This window comes from Pseudomonas sp. PDM02 (genome assembly GCF_014852285.1).
GTDB classification, from domain to species: Bacteria; Pseudomonadota; Gammaproteobacteria; order Pseudomonadales; family Pseudomonadaceae; genus Aquipseudomonas; species Aquipseudomonas migulae.
On sequence record NZ_JACVBL010000017.1, the window covers coordinates 1 to 23,738 of the forward strand.

Annotated in this window: 23 protein-coding genes and 1 pseudogene; 9 read left to right on the forward strand and 15 right to left on the reverse strand. The window is 59.2% G+C overall.

The features are described 5' to 3' along the window. Window positions 1-564: 564 nt before the first annotated feature. Entirely contained in the window at window positions 565-1,329 is a 765-nt protein-coding gene (locus IB245_RS25065; RefSeq protein WP_192228997.1) for a tetratricopeptide repeat protein, read from the forward strand. Window positions 1,330-1,603: 274 nt separating this feature from the next. Next, entirely contained in the window at window positions 1,604-2,608 is a 1,005-nt protein-coding gene (locus tag IB245_RS25070) for an acetoacetate decarboxylase (ADC) (RefSeq protein WP_192228998.1), read from the forward strand. A 53-nt stretch (window positions 2,609-2,661) separates the two neighbouring features. On the opposite strand, the gene IB245_RS25075 is transcribed toward IB245_RS25070, so the two are convergent. Further along, on the reverse strand, window positions 2,662-3,111 hold the full coding sequence (locus tag IB245_RS25075; protein ID WP_008029448.1) for a MerR family transcriptional regulator: 450 nt from the start codon (window positions 3,109-3,111) through the stop codon (window positions 2,662-2,664). 234 nt (window positions 3,112-3,345) lie between these two features. Here IB245_RS25075 and IB245_RS25080 point away from each other — a divergent pair, with 234 nt between their 5' ends. Next, window positions 3,346-4,176, forward strand: a complete 831-nt coding sequence (locus IB245_RS25080) for an alpha/beta fold hydrolase (protein WP_192228999.1) — start codon at window positions 3,346-3,348, stop codon at window positions 4,174-4,176. Window positions 4,177-4,489: 313 nt separating this feature from the next. On the opposite strand, the gene IB245_RS25085 is transcribed toward IB245_RS25080, so the two are convergent. From IB245_RS25085 to IB245_RS25115, 7 genes and pseudogenes are all read right to left on the reverse strand, one after another. After that, window positions 4,490-5,686 (reverse strand): ABC transporter permease, encoded by a 1,197-nt coding sequence (locus tag IB245_RS25085; RefSeq protein WP_192229000.1) that lies wholly within the window; start codon window positions 5,684-5,686, stop codon window positions 4,490-4,492. Beyond that, on the reverse strand, window positions 5,686-6,897 hold the full coding sequence (locus IB245_RS25090) for an ABC transporter permease (RefSeq protein WP_192229001.1): 1,212 nt from the start codon (window positions 6,895-6,897) through the stop codon (window positions 5,686-5,688). Before IB245_RS25090 ends, IB245_RS25085 begins: the two co-directional genes overlap by 1 nt. Beyond that, window positions 6,897-7,583: an ABC transporter ATP-binding protein gene (locus IB245_RS25095; protein ID WP_008033381.1), complete on the reverse strand. Its 687-nt coding sequence runs from the start codon at window positions 7,581-7,583 to the stop codon at window positions 6,897-6,899. Before IB245_RS25095 ends, IB245_RS25090 begins: the two co-directional genes overlap by 1 nt. Then, window positions 7,580-8,731, reverse strand: a complete 1,152-nt coding sequence (locus IB245_RS25100) for an efflux RND transporter periplasmic adaptor subunit (protein WP_177318176.1) — start codon at window positions 8,729-8,731, stop codon at window positions 7,580-7,582. Before IB245_RS25100 ends, IB245_RS25095 begins: the two co-directional genes overlap by 4 nt. A 637-nt stretch (window positions 8,732-9,368) precedes the next feature. Beyond that, window positions 9,369-9,545: pseudogene (locus IB245_RS29130) on the reverse strand (ubiquinol oxidase subunit II); the annotation flags it as partial. Window positions 9,546-10,480: 935 nt separating this feature from the next. Beyond that, a complete protein-coding gene (locus IB245_RS25110; protein WP_192229002.1) occupies window positions 10,481-11,017 on the reverse strand; it encodes a DUF2867 domain-containing protein in 537 nt (178 codons plus the stop codon). 23 nt (window positions 11,018-11,040) lie between these two features. After that, window positions 11,041-11,691: a DJ-1/PfpI family protein gene (locus tag IB245_RS25115; RefSeq protein ID WP_192229003.1), complete on the reverse strand. Its 651-nt coding sequence runs from the start codon at window positions 11,689-11,691 to the stop codon at window positions 11,041-11,043. Between the two features lie 126 nt (window positions 11,692-11,817). On the opposite strand from IB245_RS25115, the gene IB245_RS25120 reads away from it, so the two are divergent. Continuing rightward, window positions 11,818-12,378 carry a TetR/AcrR family transcriptional regulator gene (locus IB245_RS25120; RefSeq protein WP_192229004.1) on the forward strand — a complete coding sequence of 187 codons (561 nt, stop codon included), beginning with the start codon at window positions 11,818-11,820 and terminating at the stop codon, window positions 12,376-12,378. A 108-nt stretch (window positions 12,379-12,486) separates the two neighbouring features. Here the strand turns inward: IB245_RS25120 and IB245_RS25125 are convergent, their stop codons facing one another. The 5 genes from IB245_RS25125 to IB245_RS25145 all read right to left on the reverse strand — a co-directional run bounded on the left by IB245_RS25125 (window position 12,487) and on the right by IB245_RS25145 (window position 16,600). Beyond that, window positions 12,487-13,620 carry an aminotransferase class V-fold PLP-dependent enzyme gene (locus IB245_RS25125; protein WP_192229005.1) on the reverse strand — a complete coding sequence of 378 codons (1,134 nt, stop codon included), beginning with the start codon at window positions 13,618-13,620 and terminating at the stop codon, window positions 12,487-12,489. A gap of 267 nt (window positions 13,621-13,887) precedes the next feature. Continuing rightward, window positions 13,888-14,340: a hypothetical protein gene (locus IB245_RS25130; RefSeq protein WP_008029433.1), complete on the reverse strand. Its 453-nt coding sequence runs from the start codon at window positions 14,338-14,340 to the stop codon at window positions 13,888-13,890. A 376-nt stretch (window positions 14,341-14,716) separates the two neighbouring features. Then, the gene (locus IB245_RS25135) at window positions 14,717-15,286 is read right to left on the reverse strand and encodes a YSC84-related protein (RefSeq protein ID WP_192229006.1); all 570 of its coding nucleotides are present in this window, start codon (window positions 15,284-15,286) and stop codon (window positions 14,717-14,719) included. 265 nt (window positions 15,287-15,551) lie between these two features. Further along, window positions 15,552-16,223, reverse strand: a complete 672-nt coding sequence (locus IB245_RS25140) for a class I SAM-dependent methyltransferase (RefSeq protein ID WP_192229007.1) — start codon at window positions 16,221-16,223, stop codon at window positions 15,552-15,554. A gap of 77 nt (window positions 16,224-16,300) precedes the next feature. After that, window positions 16,301-16,600, reverse strand: a complete 300-nt coding sequence (locus tag IB245_RS25145; protein ID WP_008039747.1) for a hypothetical protein — start codon at window positions 16,598-16,600, stop codon at window positions 16,301-16,303. 339 nt (window positions 16,601-16,939) lie between these two features. Here IB245_RS25145 and IB245_RS25150 point away from each other — a divergent pair, with 339 nt between their 5' ends. Continuing rightward, on the forward strand, window positions 16,940-18,094 hold the full coding sequence (locus IB245_RS25150) for a hypothetical protein (RefSeq protein ID WP_192229008.1): 1,155 nt from the start codon (window positions 16,940-16,942) through the stop codon (window positions 18,092-18,094). Between the two features lie 71 nt (window positions 18,095-18,165). Continuing rightward, window positions 18,166-19,284 (forward strand): glycosyltransferase 61 family protein, encoded by a 1,119-nt coding sequence (locus IB245_RS25155; RefSeq protein ID WP_192229009.1) that lies wholly within the window; start codon window positions 18,166-18,168, stop codon window positions 19,282-19,284. Window positions 19,285-19,324: 40 nt separating this feature from the next. On the opposite strand, the gene IB245_RS25160 is transcribed toward IB245_RS25155, so the two are convergent. Then, complete coding sequence (locus tag IB245_RS25160) at window positions 19,325-19,639, reverse strand: NIPSNAP family protein (protein ID WP_192229010.1); 315 nt, start codon at window positions 19,637-19,639, stop codon at window positions 19,325-19,327. A gap of 191 nt (window positions 19,640-19,830) precedes the next feature. Here IB245_RS25160 and IB245_RS25165 point away from each other — a divergent pair, with 191 nt between their 5' ends. The 3 genes from IB245_RS25165 to IB245_RS25175 all read left to right on the forward strand — a co-directional run bounded on the left by IB245_RS25165 (window position 19,831) and on the right by IB245_RS25175 (window position 22,773). After that, window positions 19,831-20,160, forward strand: coding sequence for a DHCW motif cupin fold protein (locus IB245_RS25165; RefSeq protein WP_192229011.1), 330 nt, complete (start codon window positions 19,831-19,833; stop codon window positions 20,158-20,160). 134 nt (window positions 20,161-20,294) lie between these two features. Next, a complete protein-coding gene (locus IB245_RS25170; protein ID WP_192229012.1) occupies window positions 20,295-21,521 on the forward strand; it encodes a YbfB/YjiJ family MFS transporter in 1,227 nt (408 codons plus the stop codon). Window positions 21,522-21,525: 4 nt separating this feature from the next. Next, window positions 21,526-22,773 carry an MFS transporter gene (locus IB245_RS25175; protein ID WP_192229013.1) on the forward strand — a complete coding sequence of 416 codons (1,248 nt, stop codon included), beginning with the start codon at window positions 21,526-21,528 and terminating at the stop codon, window positions 22,771-22,773. Here the strand turns inward: IB245_RS25175 and IB245_RS25180 are convergent. Next, window positions 22,690-23,601, reverse strand: coding sequence for a LysR family transcriptional regulator (locus IB245_RS25180; RefSeq protein WP_192229014.1), 912 nt, complete (start codon window positions 23,599-23,601; stop codon window positions 22,690-22,692). The two genes, IB245_RS25175 and IB245_RS25180, sit on opposite strands and share 84 nt — an antisense overlap. Window positions 23,602-23,738: the final 137 nt, after the last annotated feature.

The following is a 23,738-nucleotide window of genomic DNA, read 5'->3' on the forward strand; positions in this document are numbered from 1 at the left end:
CCCTCGCTCCGGTCCTGCTCCGTGGGCCCGCCGCCATCGGCCATCCATGGCCGGGGGCGGCTAACCCGGCATCCATGCCGGGTTGCCCACTGCGCAGAACCTGCGCTCGGCCTCTCGAGGGGGCGCTTAGATCAAAAGCGGAAGGCGAGCTAACGCTCGGCCTGATGAGTGGTGGGAATCAAAAGCGTATGCGATTCCCTGTAGGAGCGAGGCTTGCCCGCGAAAAACGACCGGACAACGCGTTAATTCAGACAGCACGCGTTATCGTTGACGTCCATCGCCGGCAAGCCAGCTCCTACAAGGGATTGGTGTCATGTCTAGGTAGCCAGTCCGCTTGAGGTGCCGCCCCACCGGGATCGGTGCGCAGTTCAAACTCGATATCACCAGCGCTTTTAAGTTGCATCAACCTTCACGCTCAGTGATGGGGTGGCAAAAAAACACGGGTTACGCTGGTCGTTGCAGCGGGAACTTCAGGCTGCCGGGCAGGTCAGTTGGAGCCCTGTATCGAGTGCTGTGGTCGGTTGTACGATCGTGCCACGAGAGATCAATCGAGTTCGCCCGCTGATGCCAACCAAACGTTTTCTGACAGGTTTCATCCTGGCGTTATGCGCCAGCGCGTCGCTTTATTCGGTGGCTGCTGAGCGAAGAGCGACAGCGCAAAGCAACAGCGCATCAACCACCTTGATCGAAACGGCTTCGCGGCAGTATGAAAATGGCCAGTTGGACCAGGCTGCTGCCACGCTGGAGCGGGCCCTGCATATCCAGCCGAACAATCCCGCGACGCTGCATTACCTCGGTGTGTTGCGTCTTCAGCAGGGGCAGTACCAGCAGGCTGAAACCTTGGCGATGCGCTCGAACATTCGGGTGGGTCGTAACGTCGAGCTACGTAACCGCAACTTGCAATTGATACAGGCTGCGCAGCGGGCCCAGGCTACCGGTATCCCACCCAGTGCCAACGCAGACAGGGTCGCCGTACTGAACAAGCCGGAAGTGGAGACCCAAAGGCGCAGCGAAGAAGAAATCAGCATTGCCGAACAACCTGCACCGAACACTGGGCGCGACGCTGGCAACTTCGCTCGCGCAGAGGCAGCGCCGGTATTGGACTCGCCTATGGTTGGCAGGCCGGGACCCGAAACAAACATGCAAATGGCTTCCACCGAGCCTGCGGGTACAAACGATGCGGTCGAGATTCCCCGCGGCCATTGGCCGCCGCCGGGCAAATGCCGAATCTGGTTCCCGGATCGCCCACCGGGGCATCAGCCCGCACCCGGCAAATGCAAGAAGCTGCGACATCGGGTTCCGCCAGGGGCCTATTTGGTCCGCGGTTGAGCTTCTGGGCGTCTGTATATGGACTCTTGAAGACAGGCGGGTGAGCCATTCACTGCATTTGCCATCACCAATGGAGGGCCAAAACCCTCAATCTCGAATCGCTGAATCCTGGTCGATGGCACGTTGAAAACGCTGCTGCGAACAAACTGAAAATCTGCCTTTCCAGCGCTTGACCTTAAAGTTCAGTTTAACGTTAAGGTGATTTCAAGCCGGCCTCAGAAGCCGGCCCTGGCCGACGCCATCAAGCAGATGCAATCACCTGGAGAGAGACAGATTGAAACTCGCAAGCGCCGTTTTAACAGGATTGCTGTTCAACACGTTCGCCAACCATGCGTTGGCGGGGATGCCTGAAATGCCCAGCCCGACCGACACAACCATGATCGATATCGCCGGTCACCAGGTGCCCGTCGTCAAGGGCGGTTTGTACGATCGCTTTCGCTCCAACCCTCCTTTGTCGGTGATTGCAGCAGAAGTACCAGGCGTTGATTTGAGCTGGTTCAAAGGGTTGGAGAAGAACAAGGTCGACATAGGCTTTGAATCGTTCTCGCCAAACTTTTACTACCAGAACAGTCGCGTAACGGCTGTCTATACGGCAGATCTGGACAAGCTCCGGGCACTGATGCCACCCGAAGTGTTGGCAACCGTCCAGCCTCTGCAAATCTGGCCTGGTCGAGGCCTGATTGCGTTTACCGCGTACACCTATGAACACTGCGATAACGACGCCTATAACGAAGTCGCGGTGTCGATCATCACCAACAAACCGGGCAAAGCCAATCTGGGGCCGGTTACGCTGATTGGCCAGTCGATGTCTGGAGACTTCTGGGGTTATGTACTCAAGTTGCCGGTCAATACAGAGCTTGCGAGGGTTCGTGGTGCCGTCGGTTATAACCTGCCGAAATGGCTGACGGGGATTGACCGCAAAGAAGATGCCCAATCGGTGGTCTATGACATTACCGATAGCGAGACCGGCAAAGTGGACGTGTCCTTCAAAGCGCAGAAGCTCGACGACCTGTCCAGTGACGTCGATATCGTCACCAGCAGTTTCACCAATCTTGATCACCAAGGCCGGTTAGCCTATGGATATGCTGTTTCCCGCCAGCTCAGCCACGGCTCCAGCACGAGCGCGGATTCGGCAACTCTCACGCTGGGCGACGGCAGCCTGTCGAACTACATCCGCTCCTTGAAGCTGGGGAAAATGATGAAGTACGAATACGTGCCAGCGTTCCAAAGTGCGCTCTACGCGCCGAAGCCGTTGGCGGTACTGGCTGACACGCACTGATTTAACGAACAGGCAAATATCTGTCAGGCCTCAAAAGCCTGACAGGTGACGCCTTACTTGGACGATGCGGTATCACGGCCGCGCGGTGCGGCCGCCACACCTTCCTCGCGCAGACGATGCAATAACAACTGCGTGTTGTCCACGCAACCCATGCCTTCCGGCTTGCTTTCAATGCCCTCGATAACCAGAAGAAGTTGTGCCTTATTCTGGGCCAGCCGTTGCTGCAAAACTTCGATTTCCTCAACCTTGCGTTTGAGCCCGCTGAGCAACTCTTCATGCTGCCAACCGTTCGCATTCATCGGCAGCAATTGTCGGATTTCTTCCAATGAAAACCCCGCTGCCTGAGCGCCCGTGATGATCTCCAGAACCCACTCTGTGTCAGGGGCGTAGTCCCGATACCCATTGGCTTTGCGCACGACAGATTTAATCAGGCCGCTCGCTTCGTAGAAACGAATACGTGAAGGCGCCAATCCGCTGATTTTCGCCAGTTCGCCTATTCTCATATTCCCCCCAGAAAACCATTGACCTTAAAGTTGACTTTAAACCTAAAGTGATTTGGTGGCCAAGCGGCGCGGATGTCATGCGTTGCTCAAACGCCATGGAATGCAGGGATAGGCGAAAGCCGGACCAGGACCCGTCTCAGAACCGCCTATGGGGTGGGCTGCACTTGTTCAACAAGGGGCGCGATCAGTACACGATTCTGGTCATGGTCTCCATTTCATTCGGGAGATGCGAACATGGGTTATGTCACTACGCAGGACGGTGTTGAGATCTTTTATAAAGACTGGGGACCACGCGATGCCCCAGTGGTCTTTTTCCATCACGGATGGCCGCTCAGCGCGGACGACTGGGATGCGCAAATGCTATTTTTCCTGGCGAACGGCTACCGGGTGGTTGCACACGACCGACGCGGTCATGGGCGATCCAGCCAGGTCTGGGACGGGCACGACATGGATCACTATGCCGATGACGTCGCGGCCGTAGTCGACCATCTTGGCGTGCAGGGCGCAGCCCATGTGGGGCACTCCACCGGCGGTGGTGAAGTCATTCATTACATTGCTCGCCACGGCGAAGACCGAGTGTCCAAGGCCGCCATCATCAGCGCCGTGCCTCCGCTGATGGTTCAGACCCCGGCTAATCCTGGTGGCTTGCCGAAGTCGGTTTTCGATGACTTGCAGGCACAGCTCAAAGCCAACCGTGCACAGTTCTACCACGACGTTCCAGCGGGACCTTTCTACGGTTATAACCGCCCGGGTGCCAAACCGTCCGAGGGCATCATCCTGAACTGGTGGCGCCAAGGCATGATGGGCAGCGCAAAGGCACATTACGACGGGATCGTAGCCTTTTCCCAGACCGACTTTACCGACGATCTGAAGAGCATCAAGATCCCCGTGCTGGTGATGCATGGTGATGATGATCAGATCGTGCCTTATGAAAAATCCGGGCCCTTGTCAGCCAGACTCTTGCAGAACAGCACGCTGAAAACCTACTCGGGCTACCCACACGGAATGCCTACAACGAACGCCGATACGATCAACGCCGATTTACTCGCTTTCCTGCGAGGTTAGGCAACCGGAGGAGGGCGGGTGAAAATCCTGCCCTTATTTATGTATGGACTCGCCCCCACTGTCTACCAGCTTTATCAAACACTGCTACCCGACCACAAGGCAAACCAATAGGAAATGTCGCCCAGGTTAACGAAATGGATCGTGACGCGCTCTTCAACGCTGAGTTCGTGATAAAACATGGCAACACCCTACCGAAGCGGTCAGGTGTTGCACTCAGTTTTTGCCGCTGCCAACCAATTAAAATCACCGGCCCAGCGCCGGCGTTATCGTCACGCAGCGTACAGCTAGCCCGTCAGGCTCATTGGCCTGGCCGCTATTCACTGCGCAGAGCCGCCACCGGATGCAGGCGGGCCGCCCGCAGTGCCGGAGCCAGGCCGGCGAGAATGCCGAGCACCGCCGCCAGCAGCAGCGCCAGTAGCAGAAACAGCGGCTGCAGCGCCAAGGGCAGGCTCGGCATGGCCAGGTGCAGTAGCCCGAGCAGGAGGCCCATCAACAGCAGACCAAGCAGACCACCGGCCAGGGACAGCAGTGTCGCTTCGGCGAGAAACAGCCCGAGCACCTGCCGCGGACTGGCACCAATCGCCCGCAACAGGCCGATTTCCGCCGTGCGCTCGCCCACAGTGGTAGTCATGATGGTGAGAATGCCGACGGCGCCGACCAACAGGGAAATGCCCCCCAAGGCACCGATGGCCAGGCTCAGGGTGCCGAGAACGCGGTTGAAGCTGCGCAGCATGTCGTCCTGGGTGCTCAGACTGAAGTCCTCCACGCCGTGCCGTTCGCCGAGCACCTGGCGAATCTGCCGACTCAACGCCTGCGAAGTGGTGCCGGCGCCGAACACCACATGGACTTTGACCACCCCGGTGCGGTTGAACAGGCTTTCGGCCCAATCCACCGGGATGTAGGCGATATCGTCGAGGTTGAAGCCGAGCAATTGGCCCTTTTCCGCCATCACGCCTATCACTCGGAAACGCACGCCCCCGACGCGGATCAGCTCGCCCAGCGGATTGCGTTCACCGAACAGCTCGACACGCAACTGATGGCCGAGCACCACATAGGGCGGCGAACGACCGTCACGGGCCACGGGCAGGAACTCGCCCAGGCTCAGTTGCATGCGCCAGGCCTGCGCCAGCTGATGGCCGCCACCGAGAATGTCGCTGCGCCGGCTCAGTTGACCGAACTGGATATCCCCGCTGCCCTGAATGATCGGCACCGCCGCCTCGACATGCGGCAAGCGCCGCAGGGCGTCGGTATCACTGATAGTCAGTGGCCGTACGCTGCCGAGCAGACCGCCGAGGCCGCTGGTCTGGGTCTTGCCCGGGCGCACAGTGATGATCCGCGTACCAAACTGCGAGAAGTTCTCCAGCACATAGCCGCGCACGCCTTCGCCTATGGCCGTGAGCAGCGTCACGGCGGCTATCCCGATCGCTACCCCGAGTAGGGTCAGCAGGCTGCGCAAGGGGCGACAGGTCAGCGCCGAGCTGGTCAGCCGGAAACCATCTTGCCAGCGCATCAGTGCGCTCCCGGCGGGCGTAGCGCCGCCACCGGCTCCAGCGCCGAGGCCCGAGCGGCCGGCAGCCAGGCGAACAGCAGCGCCGTGCCGAGTGCCAGCAGCACTGCGCTAGCCCGCGCCCACCAGGGTGCATAGAGCGGCAGATCGAACGCCAGGCGCCCCAGCCAGAGCAAGGTTTCGGCCAGAAGTAGCCCCGCCAGCGCCCCCGTCAGTGCGAGCAACGCCGCCTCGCCGAGGAACAGCAGGCGCAGCTGCGCCGCCGTCACACCTATGGCTTTGAGCAGGCCGATCTCGGCGCTGCGCTGGCTCACCGCAATCCAGGTCACGTTCATGATCAGGATACCTGCCACCAGCAGGCTGATCGCGGCAATCCCGGCCACTGCCAGGGTCAGCACCCCGAGTATCTCGTCGAAGGCGCTGAGCAGGCTGTCCTGACTGATCAGGGTGATGTCTTCCTTACCCTCGTGGCGCTCCTTGAGCGCGGCGAGTATCAGCCGCTTGCTACGGTCGAGAAAGCTTGGACCACGCACCTCGACAAACACCCGCAACAACCCCTCGCGATTGAACAAGGCCTGGGCACTGGCCACCGGGATGATCAACATCTCGGCGAAATCCATCCCCAGGGATTCGCCCCGCTCACCGAGGATGCCGACCACCCGGAAGCGCCGGTCGCCGGCGCGCAACCATTCACCCAGGGCCGGACGCGCACCGAATAGCTCGCGCCGGAGTTTGCCGCCGATCACGCAGACGGCCTCGGCCTGCTCAGGGTCCAGCGCCGGCAGGGGTTGGCCCTGGACGACCGTCAGTTGGCGAATGGCGAAGAAGTCCCGGGTGGTGCCCAGGGTCAGCACCTCACGATTGCGGTTGCCGACTATCACCTCCATCTGCCCGGCCTGCAGCGGCGCGACCCGGCGGATGCCCGGCAACTGGGTGATGGCCTGGACGTCCTGCAAGGTCAACTCGTGCGGCGTCAGGCCGGTGAGCGGCGGCATGCGCCCCGTGGTTTCCTTGCGGCCCGGGAAAACGATCAGGATGTCGCGCCCGAGCAGCGAGAACTCGTTCAGGACGAAGGCCCGCGCCCCCGCGCCGAGACCGGTGAGCAGATTGACCGCAACCACGCCGATAGAGATGGCCAGCAGCAGCATCAAGCTGCGCGAGCGATGCCCACGCAAGGCGCCGAGCCAGAAGCCCAGGGCATCGGCAGCGCGCATCAGGTCAGCGCCCGCTGCGGCGCAGCAGTGTGGATCCGCCCGTCACGCATGTGTAACTGGCGCTGCGCGCGGGCGCCCAGGCTGGCGTCGTGGGTCACCACTATCAGGGTCAGGCCCTCGCCGTTGAGCTCCTCCAGCAGGCTGAAGACCTCGGCGCCGGCCTGGCTATCGAGATTGCCGGTGGGCTCGTCGGCCAACAACAGCGCCGGTTGCATGACCATCGCCCGGGCGATGGCGACGCGCTGGCGCTGACCACCGGACAGCTCGGCTGGGCGGTGGGCAATGCGTTCGCCCAGCCCCAGGCGCGCCACCAATTGGCTGCTGCGCTTGTGCCGTTGCGCCGCGCCGATGCCAGCGAGGACCATCGGCAGCTCGATGTTTTCCAGCACCGTCAGCCGTGCGATCAGGTGGTAGGACTGGAACACGAAACCTATCAGTTGGCTGCGCAATTGGGCGCGCCGCGCCTCGCTCAGCGTCGCCGTGGCCTCGCCCTGCAGCCAGTATTCGCCGGCGCTCGGCGCATCGAGCAAACCGAGGATGTTCAGCAGGGTCGACTTGCCCGAGCCCGACGGGCCCATCACCGCCATGTAGTCACCGGCGGCGATGTCCAGATCCAGGCCGTCCAGCCCCATCACCTGCTGCTCGCCCAACTGGAAACTGCGGCTACCGCCGCGCAGACGGATCATTGCTCAGTCTCCGCCGCATCCACCGGGATCACCGCCACGTTGTCCTTGAGCCCTTCCTGCTCGAGGCTGGCGACTATACGCGCGTCCTCGTCCAGCCCTGCGAGCACCTCGGTCCAGCGCCAGTTGCTCAACCCGGTTTGCACCTCCACCTCGCGTAACACCCGGGTGGTCGGGTCATATCGCAGCACGTGCTGCCCCTCCAGCAGGGTCTCGGTGGGGATGCGCAAAGCACGTGCGCGCTGCTCCAAGAGGATCTCGACATCGGCGCTATAGCCGGTGAGCAGGACCAGATCGGCCGGCGGCTGGTCGAAGCGCACCTCGACATCGACGGTGCGCGCCTGCTTCTCCAGTTCACGCACATAGGGCGCGATGCGGCTGACGCGGCCGGCGAAATGCTGGCCACGGAAGGCATCCAGGCTGATCCGCACGGCGGTTCCGGGGCGAACCCGGGCAGCGTCCACCTCATCGATCGGCGCCTCGACATACAGGCAGCTGTCGTCGATCAGGTCGATCGCCGGCGGCGTGGGAATACCCGGCGGCGAAGGGGTGACGAACTCGCCGAGTTCGCCGTTGATTTCTGCGACTATGCCGGCGAATGGCGCACGCAGGGTCGTCTGCTCCAGCAGTGAACGCTGCAACTGCAGGCTGGCGTCGGCCTCGCGGATCAGCACGGCAGTGGCACTGCACATCAGCTTCGCCAGGTGAGCCTTGGTCTCGGCCTGATCGAGACGATCGGCGGCAACCAGCTTGCGGTCGGCCAGAAGGCCCAGGCGATCTAGGTCGCGCCGGTCCAGATTAGCCTGCTGGCAGCGCTGTTCGCGGGCGTTGCGTTGGGCCTCCAGCCGCGCCTCGGCCTCCTGCAGCCGGGCCTGTTGCTCGTCCTGTCGCAGGCGCATGAGCACCTGTCCCGGCTGAACCCGCTGGCCCTCGCCGATCAGCAACTCGGCAACCTGGCCGCCGACATTGAAGGACAGATGCGAGCGTCGACAGGACTTCAGCGTACCCGCGCGAGTGTTGGCCACCAGCGTCTCCACCGGCCCCCGCTCAACCTCTAGCAGCCTGACCGGCAACGGCTGTGGTCGACTCAACCAGCCGCCAAGCACCATCAGACAGGCCAGCATCGACGAGCCAATCAATAATTTGCGCATGGACTGCACCTCCTCCCACATGGCTTGAGCCTAGGTCAGGAAGGTAAAAGCTCAACGCGAAGCGCCATTTATCCGACGATTTTCAGACGAGCGTCATAAAAATGGCGAATGAGATTTATTTCTCTCGCAACTGCTATCCCCCAGCCATGCCAACTCACTAAAACTCCTTGCCGCGGCGACGCTACGACGTCGAAATATCCCCGGAAACTGTGCCACGCTTTGCTCATACCCGAATGTCTTCAAGCAGCCCAGGCTGTCGGTCAGCATTGGCTCAAATTGGCCGATAGCTGCGTGTTGGACTCAAGGTCTCAAACTAGTGACGCAGGTCTAGGTAGACCGGGTAGGCGCGACTGGTTTTCGTGCTCGAAGAAAAGCCCCCGCACTCGGCTCAAGTGTGGGGGCTTTCTGGTTGAGCGAAGGGGGATTTTCTCACTTCGGTTCGGGTCGTTACGGGTAACACTGTGGTTCAGTCCGGAGGGCGATCGGCCTCATCCACCGTCAGAGCGTTCCGAGGGGCAACTCCATCGCTACGAAAGCGCTCAACGCCAACATAATCAGCAACGCTATAAACATTAGGCTCAAATGAGCGACCTGCTTATAACGGGGTATCGGCCTATTCGTGATTCGAGCAATTGATTTAACAGTGGAAGACATCACCAATCCTCACTTTTGCGCAGAACACCCAATAGCTCCTGAAGGTGTACATCAGAATCACCGGCAGGATGAACAGTGTGCCAATCAAGACGAACAGCTAACTGGTGGCCGGTGATGTCGCCGCCCACAGGCTGACGGATGGCGGGATGATGTCCGGCCAGCAAAGTCAGCAAGGCATCCGGCGCGGCCTTGGGGGCGGCCGGCGGGTTAGTAGATGCCGAAGGGGCCGTCGGTGGTGGCGGACCGAAATCATCCAGCGGCATGGCGTTGGCGGTGGTCAGGGTAAGGCGCATCGGACAGCGCAGGCTTGACCCGAGCAGCAAGGCGACGGAGCGGCATGGTGGTGTCGCGCGTTTCATTTTTCACCCCTCCTGTCATGCCGAATCTGCCAAGCCCTGTCGTCTGCATGATGTCCGGGACGACAGCTATTGCGGGTACGAGGGGCGGTGCAACTAATGAGCCATTTCAATAGAGCGAAAAAAGTTCAACTTAATTAATAAACTGCTTCCGGGCGTTTCGAGTTAGAGAAAAGGTGAGTGGGGAATAATCCTCAAATCAGGTGGTAAACGCCCGGATGCGTGGGTGTAATTCCCCATTTATGGAGATCGTAGCGACCCTGTTTCACCGGCCGCTTCTGGCCGATTTCTGCCTGTTCCCACAGTCACCTTTGAGTCGATCCAGATCATACAGCCGCCAATCATGCGCCCCGTGAAAAGCTTCGCTGGAAATCTTTTCTGATAGCGCTGAAGGGCGCACGTGTCAGTAAGGCACATGCACGGGCTTTCTCTTGTGGTTCTAACATGACGTCCGGACGACCAGCGTCATATTCGTCGAAGATCAGCGCCGTGGGGAAACCGGGGCCAGACCACCATTATCCTAAATCCCAATCTGGATGGCGGTGGGCTTGCTTGTTTTCGACGGTGGCCGCTATTTGTGGCGCACGCGGCGGTTAGCAGGTAGACAAAATGTGGCGAGGATAAGGCAGATTTAAGGGCATCCCCTGGCTCCTTCATCGCGCATCTTCGTTGAAATCCAGCACCCGCGTGGCACCGACAAAGTCACGCAATCTCGTGCCCAATGGATCAGCAACGGCTCTCAGCCTTCGGAGCCGGTAGCCAGAGGCCAACCGATGCGTGCTGCACGGAGGAGGCTGGCCTTAACAACCAAGCGGTGAAACGGGGCAATAACGAATATGTAGGCCCGGCCTAGACGGTTGTGGCACTGGACCACGGTTGAAAAAACGAGTTGGCGACTGCCTTCTGGCTCTGCCTCTCCAGAACACAGGATCGATATCCGGAAGTCGAGGTGCTTGTCGTCCTCTCCCAACACGATTTCAGTCTGGTTCGAGCTGTAGACCTTGAAGATTTGAATCCGATCAGCAAGCGTTGCCAAATGTCTGGCTGTCTTGATACCAAAACAGGCAACGATAGTGTCTCGGACTTTCATGAGCCATCCGATCCAGGATGGCTGGTGGGAAAGGATGAATCGAGCCAGCACATCTGGATTGCTGGAGGTGCCCGCCGGGAGCCGAATCGCAAAAGCGTCCGCCAGGTTCATCGACTTGTAAAGGTGGGTGATGCCGGACCTCGAGGGTACTGGCACGGACATAATGAGTTCAAATTCTCGGGGCATCGGGGATCTCTCCTGAGTTCCAACTACCAATTAGATGACATGCCATGTCGCGTTTCTTGTTGCGATGGTTTGTCGTATAACGCTCCTTGTCGGATGCTGAGCCCGATCAACGCATCATAGAGCTCTTGCTGCCCAGCTGGCAAAACAGGAAGCAACGTCGCACGGCGCTTGCCGACATCGAACCAGGATTCAACCAGCCATCCCACCAGATAGAGCGCCGAAAGGCATCCGCCAGCCGTTGCAACGTTCCCCTGGCAAACAAGAGGATGGTCCACGGGTTCAAGTCCCAGAGCTTGCAAGCTCGATCGTGCATCCGGATGTGTAGTTGCTTGGCCGCTGAGCAGCCCAAGCCGTTCGAGAATGAACGCTCCGGCGCATATGGAGCCGATTCGCTGGCGTCTGGAGTCAAGTTCAAACGACGGCAGGAAATCCGGGGCGGCAAGTGCAGCGGGTATCCCTTCCTTGCCGCTGACGAACAATACCGCGTCGGCATTATTGGCCTCGGAAAGCGGACCGTGCACCGAAACAGGCAGGCCATGCGCCGATCGCACGATAGCGCTGGAACCCAATATCCGGACGTTCCAGTCCTCAGTGTTGCGACCCAAAATGTCCCACATCAGGAATAGGTCGATATCAGTGAATTGGTCGAAAGCAACCAGAACGATTTTCTTCAAGGCGAGCTCCATGAAAAGTGCTAGCGTGCAAAACGCAACGGCTATCTTTGCTGGTGTTCGCAGCGTATCAATCGGTTGCGCGCCATACACAGTCTGTATGGCGCTAAACATGGAGCGAAATAACGGGTGGGAAAATTAACTCGCAACCATTGGATCGCGGCTGGTTTTGAGGCCCTCGACCAAATAGGACATAGTGGCGTTTCGGCCGAGAGTCTATCGCGTCGATTGAATGTGACCCGCGGATCGTTCTATCACCATTTCCGCAATCGCGAAGACTTTGTCCGCACCTTGCTGGCCGCTTGGGAAGAAGACTACACGGAGCGCATGCTCACTTATGCGGCGCAGGGTCGTAGCGCGGGCGAAATCCTGAAACGCTACTTGAGTATTGCCGCTGAGAAACAACCTGGGCGGGAAGTTTCCATCCGCGCCTGGTCGCTGCACGATCCGTTGGTAGGCGAGTTTCAGCAGCGTGTTGACACAAGACGACTGGACTTCGCGATACGGACGTGCCGCCGCTTGGTCCCTATGCCAGGCGAAGCAGAAGTGATTGGTCGGGTGGCCCATCTGTGCCTGATTGGTGGTCAACAGGCAGGGCTGCGGCGTGATGCCGCTCGCTTCAACAGTTTTCTGAGTCGAGCCTTTTCACTTTTCGAAGGGGCTCTTCCACCGTGGCACACGCGTCAGTAAGACGCGTGCACGGGCTTTCCCTTGTGGTTCTGACATGACGTCCGGACGACCAGCGTCATATTCGAAGATCAGCGCCATGGGCCGGCAGTGCCCAGGCAAGATGCGGGCTTAGTTCACCATCACCTCGTCCAGTGCCTGCTCGAGAGTGCTGACCGTGCGCTCGATATTTTGCAGCTTTTCGAGTCCGAACAGGCCGATACGGAAGGTCTGGAAGTCGGCCGGCTCGTCGCATTGCAACGGCACTCCGGCGGCGATCTGTAGGCCATGGTTGGCAAATTTCTTGCCGTTCTTGATGTCGGCATCATCGGTATAGCTCACCACGACGCCAGGGGCCTGAAAGCCAGCAGCGGCCACGCTTTTGATGCCTTTGCCGGTCAACATGGCGCGCACCCGATCGCCCAGCGCCTGTTGTGCGTCGCGTACCTTGTCGAAACCGTAGGCTTGCGTCTCTTTCATCACTTCGTTGAATCGCGCGAGTGAATCGCTGGGCATGGTCGCATGGTAGGCATGTCCGCCCTGTTCGTAGGCCTGCATGATCTGAAGCCACTTTTTCAGGTCACAGGCGAAGCTGCTGCTCTGCGTCTGCTCGATGCGCTCGAGTGCCAGGGAGCTGAGCATCACCAGGGCGCAGCAAGGGGAAGCGCTCCAGCCTTTCTGCGGTGCGCTGATCAGCAGGTCGACGGCGCATTTGTGCATATCAACCCAAATCGTGCCTGAGGCGATGCAGTCCAGCACGAACAGGCCACCCACCGCATGCACGGCGTCGCCGACGGCGCGCAGGTAGTCGTCGGGCAGGATAATCCCTGATGAGGTTTCAACGTGGGGGGCGAAGACAATCTGCGGCTTCTGCGCCGCAATGGCTGCCAGCACTTCGTCCAGAGGAGGTGGTGCGTAGGCAGCCTGGCGACCCGTTTCGACCGGTCGGGCTTTCAGCACCGTGGTGGCCGCCGGGATGTTGCCCATCTCAAGGATCTGGCTCCAGCGATAACTGAACCAGCCGTTGCGTATCACCAGGCATTGCTGGCCGGTGGCAAACTGTCGAGCCACCGCTTCCATGCCAAATGTGCCGCTACCCGGAACCACCGCAACAGCCTGGGCGTTGTAGACCTGTTTCAGGGTCCTGGAAATGTTCTTCATCACGCCTTGAAATGACTGCGACATGTGGTTGAGCGAGCGGTCGGTGTAGACCACTGAGTACTCGACCAGCCCCTCAGGATCGATACTGGGATATAGCTTTGACATGGAGTGACTCCTTCGGCAGAGATGTCAGTGGTATCGACCCTGCCTTAAGCTTTGGCAAATGACAAGATTGCTCGGGATGGAATGGCGACTTCTGTCGAGCGGCTGGCATCGTCAGGTCGATAACGACCAGTTACGAAGGGCAGCAGCCGACCCATTGCTGCCCTTCATGCAGGGCAGCAATGGGTCATCAGTTGAAAAAGTCGGATTTTCAGCCCGCCAGAACTCAGGCATGACTTCCACGCGTAGCGTGAGAACGATCAACCTCAATCAAAACTGCTTTGATGCGCTGGCAATGCGCTGGTACTTACGCAGCTGTCGGTTAATGTTGCGGATATCCAGAAAAAATATCTCTGCGCTACGCCAGAGCAGCATCCACGCGGTGACGGTAACGACTCCCACGGGGATGGTGCCTTCAATGCCCAGAGCCGTGCCTGCCAGCACCAAGGCCAGTGCCAAGCCCAGGAGTGTCAGCGCTACCAGCCGTTGGGTGCGAATATCCCCTCTGAGTTGTTCGCTCTTTTCCGCAAAGGTATTGCTGATGGCTTGCTGCAGGCGTTCTCGCTCATCTTCCGGGCAGCGAATGTGCAGACACAGTTCGGAGTGGTACCAGGCGCTATCTGACAGGTAGTCCACCAGCTCGGGGCTTAGCTTGGGGTTGTCCGGCGAGGCAAACGGATTGAGGTAATCGTGGGTAATCGTCAGATCGATTTTTTTTGTCATAACGAACCTTCACCTGATTGAGCTGTGGACTGAGATTTTAGTGTCCGAGGTAAAGCTAGTCGCAAGACAGCTGCTCTGCCTGATCGGCAGTTGCACGCGCTGTTGCAAGAGCGGATTTATCCGCGATGCGTTGGTTGAATGTGCGCCGCGACCGTCTGCATCAGCGCTGATTGTTATCACTCTCTCCGTGAGGGACATCAGGCAGCGGGCGGCGCATGCGCGGATAAGGGCTAGAGGCAGCTTTTGGCTGTTTTCTGCCTATGGCGACTGGTTGAAAACGACACATTGCTGCCCTCCGCCAAGGCAGCTAGGGATTGTGAATTCAGCAGGTCGATGCAACACAACTAAATTCTGTGTAAGCGACATGCAGACGGCTTCAGCGATTGAGCCTGGTAATTTTTGAACCCTGCAATCCCAGCCCGGCCATTAAGCCCTTTTGATCAAAGATGAACGCATAGACATCGGATTGAGCCGTTGAGGTAGTCATCGATTTGGCCATGCCTGAATCTACGACCACGATGCTTGGGCCCACGCCGACCTCAAATCCATTAACATTTTTCAGATCATTCATCGCTGAATAGGTCATGAAAAACATCACGTATCCAAACCGCTGCACGCCCGCCTGAAGGCCGTATGAAGCGGCTGTGGTCGCGTAGTATCCCGTCACTTTTCCGTTCTCAATCAATTCGCCTTCGCCATGGTGTGCGCCGGCGATGAGGCCAGCTTTCAGCACATCAGGGAAAACGAGGATACCCTTGGCTCGCTGCGCGAGGGCGCGCGCTTGCGGCGTTTTGGTATACAAACTCTGTAACGCCGCTTTCGCCTCGCGGTCCATTTCCGCGTTAGCAGCCATCACATCAGAGGCGGAAGTTGATTGACCCATTTGGCAGCCCGCCGTGATCGCGAGGATTGAAATCATTGCCATCATTCGAAGGTATTTGATCATGAGCAATACTCCGTTTCTGTAGCTGCCATTGAGGAACCTGCGTGGCGATAGCCGTTGCGGATCAAAGACTGACGGGGTCGATCTTTCCCTTAGACTTTAATCCTAATAAGCAGTTGGTCAAATGCTATGCACATGCATGTTCCTCAGACGAAATCGACAGTCAGCTGTTGGCCGATTGCCGCCTTCCGTGAAGGGCAGCAATCGCCTGAGATCCGCTACTGAGTCTTCAACCAAACAACACCCTGCCGACATCCACCAAGCGTACTCACCTTCGCGGTTCAGCCACCAACAACAACGACTGCGGCACAGGGCTTTGCGGGTGCTGTGGCTCCTGCAGGCTGGTCAGTTGAAAGCCGGCCATGTCCAGCGCATTGAGCCAGCTGGACAAGGTGCGGAAGTACCACGGCATGGGTTGCCACTGCCCCTTGAACCCGGTGAACGTTTCTTGCCGCCAGCCATCCTGATAGTCGCCGGCTGCTGCGCTCCACGGATGCAGCGTCTGGATCACCAGTGCGCCGCCGGGGGCGAGCAGGGCGTTCATGGCGGTGAGCAGGGGGATGATGTCCTGGTGCAGCAGGGCGAAGTTGGCGCAGATCAGGTCGTAGTCGCTGCCGATGTCCACTTTGGCTTGCGCCAACTGTTCATAGTTCGCCAGATGCACCGGCGAAGAACCTGCCGCTCGCGCCGCCTCGACTAGCGTCGCATCGCCATCCACACCGACCCCATTGATCGCCCGTTCAGCCAGCGCCCGCAACAGCCAGCCCTCGCCGCAGCCCAGGTCGAGCACGCGCTCGGGCTGACGGCTTGCCACTGCCAGCAGGATCGCCTGGTCGGTGACCTTGAGGCGGCTTTCGATGGCGCCGGTGCGGATCGCGTCGATCCAGGATTGGGCGTTGTGGTGCCAGCTATCGAGAAGGGTCGATTCGGGGGCGGGCATGTCGATGTCCGGAGTTGTGGGTTGGAGAGAAGGATAGGGCAAGTGCGCGTGCAGCGGACGCTGTTAGTGACGCTGCATTATTTTCTGCATTCTGCCAACACCACCTGGCAGGTATCCGGCGCGCCACCGGAGCGTCCGGCGTAGCGAATGCAATTGTCCATGGATTTCTGGCGGGCCATGTCGAGGGTGGAACCCCAGGCCAGGCCACCCTCGCCGACAGTGGGCAGCGCTTTGGCGTAGCAAGGTGAGCCTGCGTTTGAGGCCCAAGTGCGAGGCGTGGCGGTGTTGCGTGCGCAGCCCGCTGTCAGCGCCAGGTTGATGGCGAGCAGGGCTGGCAAGACCCATGACCCGCATGGGCGCGCGGTTTTTCCGGTCATCCCGTGTTCCCTGTATAAAGAGGCGTGTTTGTATCCTGCAGTTTAGACGTTGTTGCGCCGGCCCTTTGCCCGGTTTGGCGCATTTGGGGGCAGTTGCCGGGAGGGCATTTTTGAACCCGTGCCTGTCCAGAAGAGTAGAAATTTTGGCGTCATGAAATATACGGTTACGCTGCCGATACGCCGCTTGCAAAGTCCCTGCCTTGATCTTTAATAGTTACTGATGGGGAACGCGTAATTCCATCAAATATGTCTTAAATATCAAGGGTTAAGTGAAAGTATCAAGTCCCGCCCGGATCTTTCTCTGATTTCACGACAGATAGCTCAAAGGATGACGAAGAAATGAAAGAGAAGCTGGCGGCCGTTATCCGAAAACTGATTTCTCCTTCATTACGTTATGAAGTCAGGAACGCGGCAACCTGGCTGCGGGACATCCTGGGGCGTGCGTGTTTCTGGAAGTGGGAGATTGCCCGCTTCAAGCTGCAGAAGGACAGTCCTTACGAATTCCTCTACATCGGCAGGAAAAAGCAGCGGGAAATGGCCAAGCTGCTCATCGGCGGGAAGTCCCAGGAGCCGTCCGATACGGTCGACGGCGAACCGGCACCTGCCGCGTCGAATCATGTGGTGGTGGTCAGTGAAGCGCCGTCCCCGGGGGCCTTGAATGTGCCCCTCTACCTGAGTGCCGTCGTACCGCTGGGGCGCCCCATCGAAGACATCACCGCCAAATACGATAGCGAGTTGCGCCGAAACATCCGCAAGAACCGCCCGCGCTACCGGATGGTCCAGACGCTGCTGGATGACGAAATCGAAAAGGCCGACAGGGAAATGCTTCGACCTTATGCCGAAGCACGGCAAGGCATTCACGCTGCGCAGTTTCCCTCTCAGGAAGTCTTGAGAATCGCCAAGACCGTCGGCCGGCTCGACCTGATCATGCTGGAAGACGAGGTGGTTGCCTGCCACCTGGGTTGCGTCGTCACTCGGGGCGGCAAGCGCTACTGGAGCACACTGCGTTTCGGGTATGTCGAGGCGATTTTTTCAGATGCGAAAAAACTGCGCGAGGTCAACTCGATTACCACCTTCATGGCACTTGAATGGGCCATCGACAATGGCTTCGATTATTACGACATCGGTCTTTGCGTGGCCCGCCCGGATGACGGGCTACTGAAATGGAAGAGACGGCGCGGCGGTGATATCGATTCCCTGGGAAACCACGCGTACATGTTCGTCCGGCTGCCCAAGACCGGGAGAGCCAGATTCCTCTGGGACACGCCGCTGTTTGCTGTCGAAGGCAAGGAAATAACCTTGCACCTTGGCCTGCCGGACGGGCCAAGCGATGAGGAAGTCGCCAGCCGTTATCACGAAATGGTGTTTGGCGGGCTGCACAAAATTTACCTGTATTGCGCCAAGAGCTCGGGCGAACAGTTTCTCGACACCTTGCGCAGTCGCTATGCCAATTTGCAGACACAACCCGTCATGGAACGGATTCCATCCAGCTGAGCCATTTCCAGGACTGAATAATGACAGCGCTCGCACCTGACTTTTGACCCTGCCTGCAGGGAGGACTCTTCATGGAAAGCGATCTCTCGCCAATCAGCACGTCGACCGCTGGCAATCAAAAAAAATGGACCCTGGCCGCCTACAAAAACATGGCGAGAAAAAGACTCGCACGCAAAGCCGATATCAACTTGAAAAGCATCGCGCTGAAAAGTTGGGATATTGCGCCGGGCGAGACGACTCATTCTCCGTCGGCGTTCTACCTGCCCGGTCAAATGGACCGCGTGACAGGGTGGGAGGCAAAGCGCTTTTATCCTTTCGAGCATCCCGCGCGCACCATGCAAGGGCTGGGCGACGTAGAGCAAGGCCCGACGCGAGGCTACTTGCTCAAGGACGTCTGGATGATCGATGGCGCGCTCTACAAGGACAACGCCAGTCTGTGGCTGTCGCTCAAGCCAAGTATGTTCCCGCGCATTACCGTGGACACCGAGATCGATCGCGCCGCCGTCTACTGCACGCAAAACGGCAATACCTGGTTTGGAACCTGGTTGATGGAAGACTGCCCGACCTATTCCCTGGCCTGCGATGAAGGCGTGCCGGTGACCACCGCGCCCTCCGCCAGGTTTCCGTTGTTTACCCAGGCTCCCGCTTACGAAGACTGGTTTGGCATGAAACCGGTGCGCCTGCACAGTGCGTTTTTTCGTGAACTCGTGCTGTTCGACGACTTGAGCAACAATCGAAACAGGCATCTGCGTTACCGGGCCATGGGGGAAAAATTGCTGTCGCACGTCAAGCATGAGGCTCATCCCGGCGTGTTCATTCTGCGCGGTGGCGACGGTGACTTGCGCTTTTTGCGCAATGAGCTCGAAGTCGCCGAACACCTGCGCAAGAGCAGGGGGTTCCGCGTTCTCGATCCTTTGAAAACCGATGTGCCGACCATCGTGGCGACCTGCGCCGGGGCGCGGACGGTGGTGGGGGTCGAAGGCAGTCAGCTGGTGCACGGCGTCAATGTGCTCCAGCCGGGCGGTTCGTTGCTGGCACTGCAGCCACCGAACCGTTTCGTCAGCTACTACAAGTTCCTGACGGATCGCGACAGGCAGAATTTCGGCTTCGTGGTCGGAACGCCAGAGGGCGACGGCTTCAAAATCGACATTCAAGAGGTCGAGCGCACACTGGACCTGTTCCCGTCATGACGGCCTGAGGGAACCCCGGCAAAAGACTTTCCGAACGGGTTTACGCCTGATCCCCAAACACCGGCCGGAAAAAACTCCGCTCATAGCTGAGGATGAATTTTTTATCCTCGGCATACTTGAACGCCGCGATGCAGTCCGCGTCGCTCATGGAGTCCTGCCGATAGCGCTCGTACTCGGCAAGGCTCGCAAAGGTGAACATCGCCAACGCAATGTTGTTGGCGCCCTCGGACGGCAGGAAATAGCCGTGGTGCTGGCCACCGAATTTTTCCACCAGTGGAATCCACAACTTTGCGTAGTGTTCGAATGCGCCGATCTGGTACGGGTCCAGCACGTACTTCAGGTAACAAGTGACCATGTGTTCGCTCTCTTCTACGGGAGGGTTAAACCATTCAAAGGCTGTTCAGCCATTCGGCAGTTTCGCAGATCACCTGGCGGCATGGGAGTCTTCACTGAACCCTGTATCCCGTAAATGCGGGCCATCTGTGTCTATCGGCTACATCGCGAGGTTGTTACGTTTGCGCCTCTACCGTATTCGATGAGGTAAAAATGGATCTCACCGCCATCCCGTTCGGGACGACCGACTGGTCGACGATCGAACCTGTCACCCATGCCGGCCAGACCGGAAACGCCTATTGGCGAACCTGTCAGTTTGGTTCGACGCGTGTGCGAATGGTTGAATACAGCCCCGGATACCTCGCCGATCATTGGTGCTGGAGAGGTCATATCCTGTTGTGCCTGGAAGGCGAGTTGCACACGGAACTGGAGGACGGTCGACAATTCACGCTGACGGCCGGCATGAGTTATCAGGTGGGCAACAATGCTGAAGGGCATCGGTCGTTCACCACCACCGGCGCGAAATTGTTCATTGTGGATTAAGCGTCGGATTGAATTTCGCCACTGGCCGTAGCGCTGGGTATCTCTATAGGAGATAGCCGCGATCAGATTAATTCGCTTCTTGAGATATATCCCGCGCGCGTAGTGTCTGCCCTGTCTGAAGTAGAGAAGGGCGGATGATGAACAGGTTGAACACAACGATCGCCAATGCGCAGCCCGCGTTGCGGCCAGCCAGCGCAGGCTGGGCAACGGTGGCAGGCTTTGCTGCAAGCCTGGTCGGCATCGGCCTTGCGCGGTTTGCATATACGCCGTTGCTTCCAGCGATTATCGGCGCCCACTGGTTTGATCCGTCCAAGGCCGCTTACTTGGGTGCCGCCAACCTTGCCGGGTATCTGGGCGGCGCCATTTTCGGCCGTTCCGTGGCGGCGAAAACCTCAACGGTGTTCATGCTCAGAGCAATGATGCTGCTGGCCAGTGTGGCGTTTTTCGCGTGCGCCTATCCCGTGTCGTTCGTGTGGTTCTTCGCGTGGCGATTCCTGTCCGGCAGCGCCGGTGGTGCGTTGATGGTGTTGGCCGCTCCGACCGTTTTGGCCCATGTGCCACCGTCCAGGCGGGGTTTGGTCGCCGGGGTCATATTCATGGGCGTGGGCGTTGGTATTGCCCTTTCCGGAACACTGGTGCCGCTCTTGCTTCAACAGGGCCTGGGCGAAACATGGCTCGGCCTTGGCCTGATATCCCTGCTGCTCACAGCCCTTGCCTGGCGGGGCTGGCCGAAAGAACCCGCGCCGGCCGCCGAAACGACGCACCACCCGCGCCCGGCACGCAACGGAACACTCAAGGCGTTGTACATCGAGTACGCCCTCAACGCTGCCGGCTGGGTGCCGCACATGATTTTCCTGGTGGACTTCGTTGCCCGTGGCAGGGGCGAAGGTCTTCAAGTGGGGGCGCAGTACTGGGTTCTTTTCGGCATTGGCGCGACCGTCGGGCCACTGCTTGCCGGCGCACTGGCGGACCGGATCGGTTTCGGTCGCGCGTTGCGGCTGTCGTTCATCGTCGAGGCCTTCGCCGTCATTATCCCCGTCCTTGGGCTCGGAGCCGGCTGGTTGATGGCCTCCAGCGTTGTCGTCGGGGCGTTTGTGACCGGGACCGTGCCGCTGGTGTTGGGGCGGGTCCATGAAATTCTCGCCCACCATCTCGCACAACACAGTTCGGCCTGGCAAACAGCCACAGTCGGATTTGCCTTGTTCCAAGCGGTCGCCGCCTATGGCTTGTCGTTCCTGTTCTCCTACAGCGACGGGAACTACGGCTTGCTCTTCATCATGGGGACTGCGGCCATGCTGCTTGCGTTTGTGATTGATGTGCTCGCAGGCGCGAAAAGCTCCAGCGATTCCCGGAGCCTTTGACACCGTGAATTACTCCGATAGAAACGTGATGTATTGGCGCCGCAACCTGACCGTTTGTGTGTTCGGCTCGTTCACAACCCTGGTCAGCCTGAGCATGTTGTTGCCCTTTTTACCGTTGTACGTTCAACAACTGGGCGTGACGTCGCAGGCGGACGTGGTGCAATGGTCGGCCGTGGCATTCGGCGCGACTTTTTTCGGCACGGCGATTACCGCGCCGTTGTGGGGGCGCCTGGCTGACCGCTATGGCCGAAAACCTATGCTGGTCAGAGCGGCCATCGGGATGGCCATTGTCATGTCGTTGATCGGGCTGGCCCGGGACGTTACCGACCTGGTTGCACTGCGCCTCATCGCCGGGCTCATCGGTGGCTACGCATCGGCGTCCATCGTCATGATCGGGTCGCAGGTCCCGCGCGAAAGGGCGGGTTGGGCACTCGGCGTCTTGTCCACGGGAGCCTTGTCCGGCAACCTGATCGGGCCACTGGTTGGCGGTTTTTTACCTGAGCTTGTCGGTATTCGCGGCACCTTTTTCGTCGGTGGAGCAATGATTGCGGTCGCCGCCATGACCACCATCCTGTTCGTTCGTGAGGATTTCGACCGAGCGTCGGACGCCAGACAACGGGACAGGAAAAACCGGCCTGAGGGTGCCGGTTCGAAATGGCCGGTCATCGCTGCACTGCTCATGACTGCGATGATGGTGCTGCTGGCCAACATGTCGATTGAGCCGATCATCACCGTCTACATCGGCGACCTCGGCGTACCGGTTGATCATCAGGCGCGGATAGCCGGCGTGGTCATGGCCTGTTCCGCGTTGGGCAGTATCCTGACCGCCGCCAGACTGGGGGCGTTGGCCGACCGGGTGGGTGGCTGGAGCGTAATTGTCGGTTGCCTGTTGTTAACCGCCGTGGTCATGGTGCCCCAGGCGTTCGTCACGCAATGGTGGCAACTGGCGGTATTGCGCGGTGTCATGGGCATGACCATTGCCGGGCTCCTGCCCGCGATTGCCAAGCTGATCCGGCATTCGGTCGAAGAGCACAACACCGGCAAAATCCTCGGTTACCTGCAATCGGCGCAGTTCTCAGGGCAGGTGATAGGCCCCTTGATTGGCGGCCAGATTGGCGCCCATTTCGGCCTGCATCATGTGTTCCTGGTGACGGCGGCATTGCTGGTGTTATGCGCCTTGATGAACGGCTGGGTGAGGAATCGCTACCTGGGCGACACCGTCCAGGCGAACGCTGTCCAGAAAAGTGGATAGCGCGCTGGAAAAATAGCCATCAAGGCGCCTGACGAACACCGTCTCTACATCGGCGATGTCTGGCGCGAGCTCATGCACGTTGACCAACCCCTCGCGCAAAGCGTTCGCCACAACGCCTCGGGGCAACAACGTGACCCCGACGCCCGCCGACACACAGGCAATGATCGCTTCAATCGAACCAAACTCCAGTGGCTCAGGCGCCAGGATGCCCAGGTTGGCCAGCAGGGAATCCAGGCGCTGGCGGTAGGAACAGCCGATTCGAAAGACCACCGTCTTCAGATTGTCGACCGCGGCGACCGCGTCCAGTGTGTCTATGGCACAGGACGTGACCAGCACGAGTTCTTCGCGGAAGGCTTGTTCACTGATCAATTCCGAATGATTGACCGGGCCCACGACAAACGCCCCTTCGAGCTTACAGTCGATGACGCCCTGGATCAGGCTGCAGGTGGTGCCGGTGCGAATCACCGGGCGAACCTCCGGGTAGGCCTTGGCAAATTTTGCGATCAGCCGTGGAAGGCGCAGCGCCAGCGTCGTCTCGAGCGTACCGATCTCGAAGACACCTTTTGGATGCCCATCGTCGCGCGCAGCGCAGGACGCATCGGACAGGAGCCGAGAAAGGCGGGCGGCGAACGGCAGGATCCGCCGTCCAGCCGGCGTGACCTGAACCCCTCTGGCGCTGCGTTGAAACAGCGCCACCCCGAGCTCGTCCTCCAGCGACCGAATCCTCGCGGACACGTTGGACTGCACGGTGTTCAGCTCGCTCGCAGCCTTGTTCATGCTGCCGTGGCGCGCAACCGCATCGACCACCTTCAGATCCGTGACATCCATCGAATTCACCTATCTCTAAAACCAATAACCAACCGCAAATAAACAGCGTTCAGCAGATTAGTTTTCGTGTGCGGCAAAGGCAAGCAATGGCCGACATAGGGAGTAATTAAATTCATCAAAAAAGATCATACGCATCA